The sequence below is a fragment of the Nostocoides sp. HKS02 genome (assembly GCF_009707485.1).
Lineage (GTDB): Bacteria > Actinomycetota > Actinomycetes > Actinomycetales > Dermatophilaceae > Pedococcus.
In genome coordinates this window covers 2,482,991-2,495,198 of the sequence record NZ_CP046121.1, presented here as the reverse complement: position 1 = coordinate 2,495,198, position 12,208 = coordinate 2,482,991, and the positions used below count along the sequence as shown (strand labels likewise).

At 69.5% G+C, this 12,208-nt stretch carries 14 protein-coding genes and 1 tRNA gene; 6 read left to right on the top strand and 9 right to left on the bottom strand.

Annotated elements, in window-relative coordinates; translation table 11 throughout:
- Positions 1-4 precede the first annotated feature (4 nt).
- Entirely contained in the window at positions 5-1,405 is a 1,401-nt protein-coding gene (gene pntB, locus GKE56_RS12025; protein ID WP_154684746.1) for a Re/Si-specific NAD(P)(+) transhydrogenase subunit beta, read from the top strand.
- Here pntB and GKE56_RS12020 read toward each other — a convergent pair.
- The 6 genes from GKE56_RS12020 to upp form a co-directional block, all read right to left on the bottom strand.
- Complete coding sequence (locus GKE56_RS12020) at positions 1,392-1,682, bottom strand: VOC family protein (RefSeq protein ID WP_154684745.1); 291 nt, start codon at positions 1,680-1,682, stop codon at positions 1,392-1,394. The genes pntB and GKE56_RS12020 overlap by 14 nt on opposite strands.
- A 3-nt stretch (positions 1,683-1,685) precedes the next feature.
- Complete coding sequence (locus GKE56_RS12015) at positions 1,686-3,194, bottom strand: APC family permease (RefSeq protein ID WP_154684744.1); 1,509 nt, start codon at positions 3,192-3,194, stop codon at positions 1,686-1,688.
- Positions 3,195-3,300: 106 nt separating this feature from the next.
- The gene (locus GKE56_RS12010) at positions 3,301-3,993 is read right to left on the bottom strand and encodes a cytochrome c biogenesis CcdA family protein (protein WP_154684743.1); all 693 of its coding nucleotides are present in this window, start codon (positions 3,991-3,993) and stop codon (positions 3,301-3,303) included.
- A 66-nt stretch (positions 3,994-4,059) separates the two neighbouring features.
- Positions 4,060-4,776, bottom strand: a complete 717-nt coding sequence (locus GKE56_RS12005) for a PH domain-containing protein (RefSeq protein WP_154684742.1) — start codon at positions 4,774-4,776, stop codon at positions 4,060-4,062.
- A gap of 16 nt (positions 4,777-4,792) precedes the next feature.
- Positions 4,793-4,960, bottom strand: a complete 168-nt coding sequence (locus tag GKE56_RS16920; protein ID WP_195908098.1) for a hypothetical protein — start codon at positions 4,958-4,960, stop codon at positions 4,793-4,795.
- A 133-nt stretch (positions 4,961-5,093) separates the two neighbouring features.
- On the bottom strand, positions 5,094-5,732 hold the full coding sequence (gene upp / locus GKE56_RS12000; RefSeq protein ID WP_154684741.1) for a uracil phosphoribosyltransferase: 639 nt from the start codon (positions 5,730-5,732) through the stop codon (positions 5,094-5,096).
- A 64-nt stretch (positions 5,733-5,796) separates the two neighbouring features.
- On the opposite strand from upp, the gene tadA reads away from it, so the two are divergent.
- A complete protein-coding gene (tadA, locus tag GKE56_RS11995) occupies positions 5,797-6,264 on the top strand; it encodes a tRNA adenosine(34) deaminase TadA (protein WP_154685767.1) in 468 nt (155 codons plus the stop codon).
- Entirely contained in the window at positions 6,252-6,875 is a 624-nt protein-coding gene (locus tag GKE56_RS11990; RefSeq protein ID WP_195908097.1) for a DedA family protein, read from the top strand. The genes tadA and GKE56_RS11990 overlap by 13 nt, the downstream gene beginning before the upstream one ends.
- A 48-nt stretch (positions 6,876-6,923) precedes the next feature.
- Here GKE56_RS11990 and GKE56_RS11985 read toward each other — a convergent pair whose 3' ends face one another.
- Entirely contained in the window at positions 6,924-8,375 is a 1,452-nt protein-coding gene (locus GKE56_RS11985) for an MFS transporter (RefSeq protein ID WP_195908096.1), read from the bottom strand.
- 105 nt (positions 8,376-8,480) lie between these two features.
- Here GKE56_RS11985 and GKE56_RS11980 point away from each other — a divergent pair.
- Both GKE56_RS11980 and GKE56_RS11975 read left to right on the top strand, forming a co-directional pair.
- Positions 8,481-8,570: transfer RNA gene (locus GKE56_RS11980), tRNA-Ser, on the top strand.
- Between the two features lie 205 nt (positions 8,571-8,775).
- Positions 8,776-9,111 (top strand): thioesterase family protein, encoded by a 336-nt coding sequence (locus GKE56_RS11975; RefSeq protein WP_230208930.1) that lies wholly within the window; start codon positions 8,776-8,778, stop codon positions 9,109-9,111.
- 39 nt (positions 9,112-9,150) lie between these two features.
- On the opposite strand, the gene GKE56_RS17935 is transcribed toward GKE56_RS11975, so the two are convergent.
- Complete coding sequence (locus tag GKE56_RS17935) at positions 9,151-9,306, bottom strand: LacI family DNA-binding transcriptional regulator (protein WP_304650418.1); 156 nt, start codon at positions 9,304-9,306, stop codon at positions 9,151-9,153.
- A 195-nt stretch (positions 9,307-9,501) separates the two neighbouring features.
- The gene (locus tag GKE56_RS11965; protein ID WP_154684737.1) at positions 9,502-10,392 is read right to left on the bottom strand and encodes an aldo/keto reductase; all 891 of its coding nucleotides are present in this window, start codon (positions 10,390-10,392) and stop codon (positions 9,502-9,504) included.
- 290 nt (positions 10,393-10,682) lie between these two features.
- Between GKE56_RS11965 and GKE56_RS11960 the strand changes: the two genes are divergently transcribed.
- Positions 10,683-12,140, top strand: coding sequence for a DEAD/DEAH box helicase (locus tag GKE56_RS11960; RefSeq protein ID WP_230208929.1), 1,458 nt, complete (start codon positions 10,683-10,685; stop codon positions 12,138-12,140).
- Positions 12,141-12,208 lie beyond the last annotated feature (68 nt).

The window sequence follows — 12,208 nt, the reverse complement described above, 5'->3', positions numbered from 1 at the left end:
CCGTATGAGTGGCAACGTCACCGCCAACCTGGTGCAGGCGGCATACATCGTCGCAGCGGTGCTCTTCGTCCTCTCCCTCGCTGGTCTCTCGAAGCACGAGACAGCCAAGGAGGGCAACGCCTTCGGCGTCACGGGCATGGGGCTCGCCCTGGTCGCGACGGTGTGGCTGTCGGTCTCGCAGGCCTCGAACGGTCTGCTCACGCTCGTGCTCATTGCGGTGGCCATGGCGATCGGCGCGTCCATCGGGCTGTGGCGCGCGCGGGTCGTCGAGATGACCCAGATGCCCGAGCTGGTGGCGATGCTGCACAGCTTTGTCGGGCTGGCGGCGGTGCTCGTCGGCTACAGCTCCTACCTGGAGTCACCCAACGGTGGTGACGCGGTCGGCAACATCCACAGCGTCGAGGTGTTCCTCGGGGTCTTCATCGGTGCGGTGACGTTCACCGGGTCGATCGTGGCGTTCCTCAAGCTGAGCGCACGCATCAAGTCCTCGCCCCTCATGCTGCCGGCGCGGCACTGGCTCAACCTCGCCGCCCTCGTCGTCTCGGCGGTCCTGCTGGTGTGGTTCGTGACGTCGCACTCGATGGTGCCGCTGGCGCTGATGACCGTGATCGCGTTGGCGTTCGGCTGGCACCTCGTCGCCTCGATCGGGGGCGGCGACATGCCCGTGGTCGTGTCGATGCTCAACAGCTACTCGGGGTGGGCGGCGGCCGCGGCCGGCTTCATGCTCGGCAACGACCTGCTCATCGTGACCGGCGCCCTGGTCGGCTCCTCGGGTGCGATCCTCTCGTACATCATGTGCCAGGCCATGAACCGCTCGTTCGTGTCGGTCATTGCCGGCGGCTTCGGCCAGGAGGTCTCGGTCGGGGCGGACAAGGACTACGGCGAGCACCGCGAGACCATCGCCGCCGATGTCGCCGAGCTGCTCAAGGACGCCTCGTCGGTTGTCATCACGCCGGGCTACGGCATGGCGGTCGCGCAGGCGCAGTACCCGGTCGCGGAGCTCACCTCGCAGCTGCGCAAGAAGGGCGTCAACGTCCGGTTCGGCATCCACCCCGTCGCGGGCCGGCTGCCAGGCCACATGAACGTCCTGCTGGCCGAGGCCAAGGTGCCGTACGACATCGTCCTGGAGATGGACGAGATCAATGAGGACTTCCCTGACACCGACGTGGTCCTGGTCATCGGAGCCAACGACACGGTGAACCCTTCCGCGACCGACGAGCCCGGCTCGCCGATCGCCGGTATGCCGGTGCTCGAGGTCTGGAAGGCCCGCAACGTGGTGGTCTTCAAGCGGTCGATGGCCACCGGTTATGCCGGGGTGCAGAACCCGTTGTTCTACAAGGAGAACAGCCAGATGCTCTTCGGCGACGCCAAGGAGCGCGTCGAGGACATCATCAAGGCCCTGTAGTCGCCCCGTCGGGCGCCCGCGCGTCAGGCGGCGGGTGGCCCGGGTCGGGGACGCCGAGGTCGAGCGGCGGGTGGATGTCGACGTGCATCCGGTTCTTGGCCAGGCGTTCCTCACCCACCGCTTGCAGGATGTACACCGGGCCCGGCGGTTCGCCCGCGCTTGGCCGGAGCACCTCGAAGCCCGGCGCCGACCCGACGTGGTCGTACCCCAGAGCTGCCCGCCAGAAGTCGACCAGACCCGCAGGGTCGAGGCAGTCGAGCACCACGGACAGCCGCATGGCTCAGGTCCTCGTCAGGCTCGGGACCCGCTCCTCCTCGGCGCGACGGGCGAGCCGGCTCTTGCGGTAGCCGTAGGAGAAGTAGACGACGAAGCCCAGGGCCATCCAGACGAGGAACCGGATCCAGGTCTCGATCGACAGGTTGAGCATGAGGTAGAGCGAGGCGAGGGCGGCCAGCGTCGGCAGGACGGGCGACCACGGCACCCGGAAGGCCCGCGGCAGGTCAGGGCGCTTGTGGCGCAGGATCGGCACGGCGATCGAGACGAGGGTGAAGGCCGCGAGGGTGCCGATGTTGACCATCTCCTCGAGGTCGATGTGGTTGCCCACGTAGGCGCCGATGAAGGCGACCGCCAAGCCGACGAAGATCGTGATGCGCACGGGCGTGCCGGTCTTGGGGTTGGTCCGGCCCAGGCCTCTTGGCAGGAGCCAGTCGCGGCACATGGCGAAGAGCACCCTGGTGGCGCCGATGATCAGGGTCATGACGACCGTCGTCAGACCAGCCACCGCGCCGCAGGAGACGATCGTGGCGAAGCCGCTCTTTCCGACGTCCTTGAATGCGGTCGCCAAGGCTGCGTCGGGGTCGATCTTGTTGTACTTGACCATGCCCGTGATGACGAATGCCACGGCGACGTAGAGGATCGTGCAGATCACCAGCGAGGCGAGGATGCCGATCGGCAGGTCGCGTTGCGGGTTCTTGGCCTCCTCGGCCGTGGTGGCGACCACGTCGAACCCGATGTACGCGAAGAACACGATCGAGGCGCCGGCGAAGATGCCGCCGAGGCCATAGGTCGTGGGCGTGAAGCCGAGCATGGCCTGGATCAGGGGTTGGGTGATGCCCTGGCCCGGTGCGCCGGGCTTGGCCGGGGGGATGAAGGGGTGGTAGTTGGCCGTCTTCACGTAGGCGAGGCCCGCCACGATCACGAAGAGCACGATGAACAGCTTGATGCCGACCAGGACGAGGTTGACCCGCATCGACTCCTTGATGCCCCACGCCACCAGCGCGGTGAGGACCGCGATGAGCAGGAACGCCAGGAGGTTGAACTGGCCGCCCGGGTTGGTCTTGGACTGGGGGGCGAGCACGTCGGGGAGCGTGATGCCCATGGTGTTCAGGAGCAGGTTGGCGTAGTGCGACCAGCCCTGCGAGACCACGCCGGCTCCGAGGGCGAGCTCGAGGAGCAGGTCCCAGCCGATGATCCAGGCGACCAGCTCACCGAGGGAGGCGTACGAGAAGGTGTATGCCGAGCCCGAGACGGGGACAGTGGAGGCGAACTCCGCGTAGCAGAGGGCAGCCAGGGCGCAGACCACCGCGGCGATGACGAACGAGATCACGATCGCGGGCCCACCATAGGCCTGCGCGGCCTTGCCGGTGAACGTGAAGATGCCAGCCCCGATGATGACGCCGATGCCGAAGACGGTCAGGTCCAACCAGCTCAGGCTCTTCTTGAGCGCGTAGTCGGGGTCGTCGGTCTCCTTGATCGACTGCTCGATCGACTTGGTCCGCATCACGGACATGGCGTCGCCCTCCCGCTCCTCGGGGCCACCCCGTCAGTGGCCCGGATCCGGGCCACGCTAGCCGTTGTCGTCGTCTCAGTCCTGTCGACGTCCGGGCGCCTGTGCATCAGCCTGCCGCGCGCACGAGGAGGCCAGTGACGACGGACTGCCACGTTCCCGTTCCGACCAGAGCTGCCAGGACAACCAGACTCAGGCCAGACGCCACCTGAAGTCCGCGCCCCGCGCGCTGCAGCCACTGTCGCAACCCACTGATCCTGGTCACGCCGACCAGCGTGCCGGCCACCGGAACAACGACACCCGCGACGTACGCCCCGATGAGCGCCAGGGCGAAGCCCCATGACCCGCCATGCGACGCGGCCATCAGGCCCAGAGCCATCGAGGGGGTGTTGCAGGGTGTCCACCCGACGCCCAGGGCCAGGCCTGTCAGTCCGGGCGCCCCTCGACCGAACCGGGCGGGACGGGTGCCGAGCGCGCCGAGCGTCGTCGGTAGCAGCTCCAGGGTGAACAATCCCGCGAACAGCAACAGACCCGCAGGCAGCAAGGACCACGGCGGCTGCGCTATGGGGAGCCCTCGCGCCGCCCATGCGCTGACGCCGGTTGCCCCAGCGAGACCTCCGGCCACACCCAGCACGAACAGCATCAGGGCACCGGCCCTCGCGGTCGTCGTTCGTCGGCCCTGCTCTTGTCGGATGCCCAGCGTGGTCAAGATCCCGGGACGTATGGGCAAGGTGCACGGAGAAGCGATGACGAGAAACCCGGAAGCAAACGCTGTGAGGATCGCGATCACGAGGTGAACCATTCGCTCACGCGGCCTCCAGCGTCGAGTCTCGATGAGGAGACGCGTCAGCCGGTAGACCGTGACGGTCTAGTCGTCGCTCCGGTCGCGTCGTCGTCGCACGGGTATGGGGCCGGTGTCCGCGCTGCGGTCACGCGCCTGCAGGTCGGGGCTGCGGTAGAGCGACGGCGAGCCGGTGCCTTGGTGGCGCGGGTCGTCCCACCCGGCATACGGGTCGGGAAGGGGCGGCAGCCGCGGCAGGCCGTCGCGCCACAGCTCGTCGTCGACGTCGTGGTTGGAGCGGTCGGGGACGCCGAAGATCTCGGCGCAGATGGCGCGGTAGTGGTGGTCGGGCTGCGGCACCCAGTTGACCTTGTGCAGGGCCTGGTCCTGACCGGCAGACTCCATGACGAACCGGCCGTAGCCGAGCAGCCGCCCCGGCACGGAACGCTCGTAGGACATGTCCGTCACCTTGCTCAGCGGCATCATCGACACCCGGCGGGTGATGAAGCCGTAGAACAGCAGGAGCCGCTTGTCGGTGGCGACGAACCAGTCGTGGCGCCACTCGGCCAGCTTGTAGAGCATCCGGGCGAGCAGGGCGAACCACACCCACCACGCCGCGGTGCTCACGATGGCCAAGGGGTGGGTCACGGTCGCGTCGACCCACAGGGCCACGACGGCGCCGGCCACGGCTGTCGCGACCGGCTCGGCGACCTTGCCCCAGTGCTGGTGGACAGCCGTCACGAGCCGTTCGCCGTCGAGCAGGTAGCGGTCGAGCTCCTCGTGCCGTCGCGCTCGCGCTGCCATGGCGCGTCGTGCCCCGCTACCGCTTGAGGAGAGCGTCGAAGAAGCTGCCGATGTTCTTGGCGCCGTCGGCCAGGATCGTGCCGGACGTCTTGACGATGTCGGCAGCCTGGTGGGGCGAGGTGAAGATCGCGTAGGCGGCGAACGCGACGAGGAGCCACAGCAGGATCTTCTTCACGCGCTGCATCTCATCTCCTTGATCGGTCGTCGGTGGGCGCGTCGGACAGACATGCCTCAGCGTCCATCGTGGCGGATGCGAACACCGAACCGGTCCAGGCGCGCCGGGCGCGCGCTCGCCGTCTCAGGGGGCGAGGGTTCGGTCAGACCACGCCGTACAGCCGGTCGCCCGCGTCGCCGAGGCCGGGCACGATGTACCCCTTCTCGTTCAGTCGCTCGTCCATGGCCCCCGTCACGATGGTGATCGGGATGTCCAGGTCGGCGAGGACCTCCTCGAGGTGGGCGATGCCCTCGGGGGCCGCCAGGAGGGTGACCGCGGTGATGTCGTCGGCGCCGCGGTCGGCGAGGTAGCGGATCGTCATGGCCAGCGTGCCGCCGGTGGCGAGCATCGGGTCGACGATGTAGCACTGGCGACCCGCGAGGTCGTCCGGCAGCCGGTTGGCGTAGGTGATCGCCTCGAGGGTCTCCTCGTTGCGCTGCATGCCCAGGAAGCCGACCTCCGCGCTCGGCAGCAGGCGCACCATGCCCTCGAGCATGCCCAGGCCCGCCCGCAGGATCGGCACGACCAGTGGCTTGGGCGTGCTCAGCTTGATGCCCGTCGTCCGGGCCACCGGCGTCTCGATCTCGAACGGTTCCGTCCGCACGTCGCGCGTCGCCTCGTACGCGAGCAGCGTGACCAGCTCCTCGGCGAGCCGCCGGAACGTCGGGCTGTCCGTGCGCTTGTCGCGCAGGTAGGTCAGCTTGTGGGCGATGAGGGGGTGGTCGGCAACGTGGACGCGCATACGCGAAACTTAGCGCGTGACCTCCACCCTCCGCCCCGCCGCCGACCAGCGGTATGCCGCGTGGATGGGTCAGGCGCTCGATCTCGCCGCCGCGGCAGCCCGGGACGGAGACGTCCCCGTCGGCGCCGTGGTGGTCTCGGCGGAGGGTGAGGTCGTCGGCGCGGGGCGCAACCTGCGCGAGGTCGACGGCGACCCCACGGCGCACGCCGAGATCGTCGCCCTGCGGGACGCTGCGCGGCGTCTGGGCACCTGGCGGCTCGAGGACTGCACGCTGGTCGTCACCCTCGAACCGTGCCCGATGTGTGCCGGCGCCGTGATGCTGTCGCGGATCTCGCGCTTGGTCCTGGGCGCCTGGGATCCCAAGCTGGGCGCGACCGGTTCGGTCTGGGACATCGTGCGCGATCGGCGCGCCACGCACCGCGTCGAGGTCATCGCCGGGGTGCGTGCGACAGAGTGCTCTCAGGTGCTTCTGGAATTCTTCGCAGCACACAGATCTCCGACGACGCGAGAGGCGGGCCCATGGGCGGGCTGATCAACTCCCTGGTCAACCAGGTGCTCGGCGCTCCACCGTGGCTGGTCTACGTGATCGTGGGCGCGGTCGTCTTCGCCGAGGACGCGCTGTTCGTGGGCTTCGTCCTGCCCGGTGAGACGCTCGCCATCATCGGCGGCGTCACCGCGAGCCTGGGCCACACCCACCTCAGCGTGGTCCTCATCATCGTGATCCTCTGCGCCATCGTGGGCGACTCGGTCGGCTTCGAGATCGGACGGCTGTTCGGGCCGAGGATCATGGCCCACCACTTCTTCGACAAGCGCCGAGACAAGCTCGACTCCGCCCAGGACTTCCTGCGGCGTCGTGGCGGCTCGGCGGTGTTCCTCGGGCGCTGGACCGCGTTCTTCCGAGCCGTGATGCCGGCGCTTGCCGGGCTGTCCGGCATGAAGTACCGGGTGTTCCTGCCGTGGAACGCCCTCGGGGGCATCGCGTGGGGCGCGACGGCAGTCACCGCGGGATACCTTGCCGGGGAGTCGTATCACCGGGTGGAGAAGTGGCTCGGGCGCGGGGCGGCGATCATCGTGGCCGTCATCGTGCTCATCGCCGTAGGTGTCTGGGCGGTGCGCCGCCATCGTGCGGAGGCCCGTCACTGAGTTTCGCTTGCGCGCGGCCCACCGTGCACATGCCGATGGGTCGGCCAGCTAGCTGGCTGCGGCTGGCTCGTGAACCGCAGACTGCTCCGCCGAGTCGGCGGTCACCCGCGGCATGACCACGCCGGCGACCACGGTCAGCACGGCGGCGACGAGGACGGCGAGGAACACGGCCGCGCCCGAGGCGATCGCGGTGGCCCGGTTCGTCTCCGGATGGCCCGAGGCCGCGACGACCGCGTTGGCCACCGCGCCGAAGATCGCGGCTCCCACAGCGCTGCCGATCGAGCGCGCGAACATGTTGGTCCCGGTCGCCACGCCCCGCTCCTGCCAGGCCACGCTGGCCTGCGCGGCGATCAGCGACGGCGAGGCGACCAGGCCCAGGCCGAGCCCGGTGACGAAGCAGCTCAGGGCCACCCCGGCCACCGACGGTGAGTGGGACAGCAGGGCCAGCGCCCCGGCCCCGACCACCACGAGCGCGAGCCCGATGAGGATCGTCGGACGGAACCCGACGCGCAGGTAGATCCGACCGGAGAGGGTGGCGCTGAGCGGCCACCCGAGGGTCAGGGCAGCCAGCGCCAGGCCCGCGACGAGGGGCTGCACGCCGAGGGCGTTCTCGAGGAAGGTGGGGACGAACGAGGTCAGGCCGATGAGGATGACGCCGACGCCGAGGGCCAGCGCGGTCGTGGTGGCGAGCAGGCGCCGGCTGAACACCCACAGCGGGAGGACCGGCTCGGGCGCGCGCCGCTCGACGACGGCGAAGGCCGCGAGCAGCGCCGCACCGACCCCGAAGATCCCGATGCTCGTGGGCGAGCCCCAGGCCCAGGCCTGGCCGCCCTCGAGCACCCCGAGGATCACGAGGCTCATCGACGTCATGAGCAGGAAGGACCCGAGGTAGTCGACCTGGTGGCGGGTGCGCTCGACCCGCTCGTGGAAGTTCCTGACGATGAGGACGCCCGCGAGGACGCACAGCGGGGCGTTGACGAAGAAGATCCAGCGCCAGATGCCGAGCTGGGAGAAGATCCCGCCAAGGGTCGGCCCGACGACCGAGGACACGGCCCAGACGCTGGCGATGTAACCCTGGGCCTTGGCGCGCTCCGCGACGGTGTAGATGTCTCCGGCAATGGTGATCGCCATGGGCTGTACGGCGCCGGCGCCGAGGCCCTGTAGCGCCCGGAAGGCGATGAGGGCCGGCATACTCCAGGCGAAGCCGCAGAGGATGGACCCGAGCAGGAAGAGCCCGATGCCCAGCAGCATCAGCGGCTTGCGCCCGACCATGTCGGCGAGCTTCGCGTAGACCGGGACGGACACGGCCTGGGCCAGCAGGTACACCGAGAAGAGCCACGGGAACTGGGCGAAGCCGCCGAGGTCCCGCACGACCGAGGGAACGGCCGTCGCCAGGATGGTCGCGTCGATGGCGATCAGGCCGGTCGAGACCATGAGGGCCAGCAGGATCGGCCCGCGCTCGGAGCGCAGACCGACGCCAGAGGGGGAAGAAGGGCTCACGTCAGGGGACAAGTCCGCCGACGGCCGGGGCATTCCCTGAGGGGAGCTGGACCGCGGACGGACTCGATTTCGAGGGCATGGGGCGGCTCTAGTACCCTGCTCGGCGGTGGCGTGTCCGAGCGGCCTAAGGAGCACGCCTCGAAAGCGTGTGTGGGTGAAAGCCCACCGTGGGTTCAAATCCCACCGCCACCGCCAGACCCCAGCGAAAGCGCCGGTCAGCCCATGAACGGGGCTGACCGGCGTTTCCCTTAGTGGCGGGGTTGGCCGAGCCGGGGTGTGGGAACGCCGACCCGCCGCTATGGCGGGTCGCTGGGTTTGATGACCGGCCGCCCGAGGGCAGGGTCTCCGACCCGACAGGTATCGGCGTTACCGTGTGGTGATGCGACACGTCGTGAGTGAGATGGACACGGCACTCCACGTGGGCAGTGGGGATGTGAGCGTTCTCGCCACGCCGCGACTGGTCGCCTGGATGGAAGCCGAGACCGTGCTCGTCGCGGCACCGCTGGTGGGCGCCGGACAGACCACGGTGGGCACCGCAGTGCGGATCGACCACGTGAAGGCCACCCGTGTGGGTGGGGTGGTGGAGGTCAGCGCTCGGGTGTCCAGCCCCGCGCAGTCCCGACGCCTGACCTTCGAGGTGACGGCGACGGACGACAGTGGGGAGCGCGTTGCCGGAGGCGAGATCGACCGACTGCTCGTCGACCGCGCGCGATTCCTGAAGTCACTCGAGGGGTAGCTGCAGGGGTGGACGGGTGACAGGCCACTGCCGGGGCCATCACACGTTCTCGTCAGCAGCGATGTCAGGACGATGCCGTGCCCTGGACATTCGCCTGACCGATGCTGCCGCCTCGTTGCGTTCGTACCCCAGCGTGGCAATCGCGTGGAGTACGGCTGCCCGGGTCGCCTCCCGGACAGAGGGGTGCCCGTTCACGACCCGCGACACGGTTGCTGTGCTCACCCCAGCGATCCGCGCCACATCCTTGACCGTTGCTGGTGCGGGCCGTGCTCCTGGGGTGGATTCGGACGTCACGGTATGCCGCCGTATCGGGTCGTCAGGTCCTCGGTGGCAGCCCCGCGCGCCGACTGAACCCAGAGCCTGCGTGGGTGGGGTGGTGAGGTCGTGGGCTCAGGCCTCGGGTATCGGCCGACCGAAGCTCGCCAGGGTGATGGCCGTCGGCTCAGGGCCGCCGCGCTGCCCAGTGTCGAGGGCATCGATGGCAGCGAGGTCGTCGGCGGTCAGGTCGAAGTCGAAGACGTCGATGTTCTCGGCGATGCGGTGCGCCTTGGTCGACTTCGGGATGGCCGAGCGGCCCTGCTGCAGGTGCCAGCGCAGCATCACCTGGGCAGGTGACTTGCCGTGCGCTGCGGCGATGCCGCCGATGACCGGGTCCTGCAGCGTGCTGCCGTGGTTGCCGTCGCGGTAGAAGGTGATGCCGCCGATGGGTGACCAGGCCTGCGTCAGGATGCCGCGCTCGGCACCGAACGCCTGGACCTGGCGCTGCTGGAAGTAGGGGTGCACCTCGATCTGGTTCACAGCCGGCACGACCGTCGCCTTCTCGAGCAGCATGGTGAGGTGGTCGACCATGAAGTTGCTGACGCCGATGGCGCGGACCTTGCCGTCAGCCAGCAGCGTCTCCAGGGCCCGATACGCCTCCAGAGTCGTGTCGAAGTCCGACGGCAGCGCCTGGTGCAGGATCAGCAGGTCGATCTGTTCGACACCGAGCTTGGCGGCGCTCTTCTCGAACCCGTGGAGGGCCTGGTCGTAGCCGTAGTCGCTGATCCAGATCTTCGTCTCGACGAAGATCTCGTTGCGGGGGATCCCGGAACGGTGGACCGCCTCGCCCACCTCGCGCTCGTTGCCGTATGCCGCCGCAGTGTCGACGTGCCGGTAGCCGGCGTCCAGAGCCGCTTCCACAGCCGTGCGCGTCTCGTCTGGCGGGGTCTGGAACACCCCCAGCCCCAGGGCAGGCATCTCGACGCCGTTGTTCAGGGTCAAGGTCGTCAGGTTCGCCGTCATGTCTTCGAGGTTAGGCGGCCCGGGGCGGTCTCTGGCAGGCCCTGCCATTCCCCCCCTCGCGCGGCCCTACGAGGCCGGGTGGCAACTCGCTGCTCAGAATGCGACGCCCTCCAGATGTGAGCCCAGTTCGGGAATGCGGCGGCTATCCCCTAGGGTTGACGTATTCGGTGCGCCCCCTGCGCACCGCAGGTCGTCTGCTCCGCGCCCCAACTCCTGGTTGGCGCCGTCAGCTCACAGTTGTGAGTGGTCCAGCATCTTCGGCCACTCCTACTGCTGATGAGAGTTTCTCTGTGTCTGAACACACCCCTGCCGTGCCCTCCGCTGTGTCCTTCTCCAAGCTCGGGGTGCCTGCGCCCCTGGTGACCGCGCTGAGCCGGCGCGGCATCGACTCCCCCTTCCCGATCCAGGCCGCGACTCTGCCCGACTCGCTCGCCGGTCGCGACGTCCTCGGCCGCGGCCGCACCGGCAGCGGCAAGACCGTCGCCTTCGCACTACCGACCCTCGCCGCCCTCGCCAAGTCCGGTCGACGCCGCAACCCGGGCGCCCCGCGTGCGCTGGTGCTGGTGCCGACCCGTGAGCTCGCGACGCAGGTGGCCGAGACCATCACCCCGCTGGCGACCGCGCTCGACCTGCGCACCATGGTCATCTTCGGTGGCGTGGGCCAGGGCCCCCAGGTCAACACCCTGCGCCGTGGCGTCGACGTGGTCATCGCCACCCCGGGCCGCCTCGAGGACCTCATCGGCCAGCGTCACGTGCGGCTCGACGAGATTGAGGTCACCGTCCTCGACGAGGCCGATCACATGGCCGACCTCGGGTTCCTGCCCGCCGTGAAGCGCCTGCTCGACGCGACACCCCAGAACGGCCAGCGCCTGCTGTTCTCCGCGACGCTCGACAACGCGATCGACCAGCTGGTCCGCCGTTACCTGCACTCGCCGGTCACGCACTCGGTCGACAGCGCCGCGTCGCCGGTCCCGGCCATGACCCACCACGTCTTCCACGTCTCGCGTGAGAACAAGCCCGCCGTTGTGCGCGAGCTCGTCGCCGGCCAGGGCCGCACCCTGGCGTTCACCCGCACCAAGCACGCAGCCAAGAAGCTGGCCAAGCAGCTCACCGCCTCGGGCATCCCGGCGGTGGACCTGCACGGCAACCTCTCCCAGAGCGCCCGGCAGCGCAACCTCGCCGCCTTCGGTGAGGGCACGACGCGCGTCCTGGTCGCCACCGACATCGCGGCTCGCGGCATCCACGTCGACGACGTGACGCTGGTCGTGCACGTCGACCCGCCATCCGAGCACAAGGCCTACCTCCACCGCTCCGGCCGCACGGCCCGCGCCGGTGCCGAGGGCGTCGTCGTCACGGTGAGCACGCCTGACGAGCGCGGTGACACCCGAACCCTCATGCGCCAGGCCGGAATCCGGCCCACGTCTGTCGATGTGGCCCCGGGGCACCCCGCGATCGAGGCGCTGTCCGGCCCGGTCGCCGAGCTCGTGACCCCGAGCCCCGTCGTCGAGTCCGCCGAGCGTCCCCGCGGCGGGTCCGGCTCGCGTGGCCCCGGCCGTGGTGGCTCCGGTCGTCGTGGTGGTGGCTCCGGCCAGCCGCGCAACTCCGATGCCTCGCGACGTGAGGACTCCCGCCCCGCAGGCGGATCGGGTCGTCGCTCCGGTGGCAACGGCAGCGCCGTGGTCCACCAGTCGAGCACGCCCCGGTCGGGCGGTCTCGCGCAGTTCTCCTCCGGCCGCCGGGGTCGCTGACCCCGCGGCATACGAGTCTGGGTGGGCACGACGGACATGACGTCCGTCGTGCCCACCGCTGTTTGGCG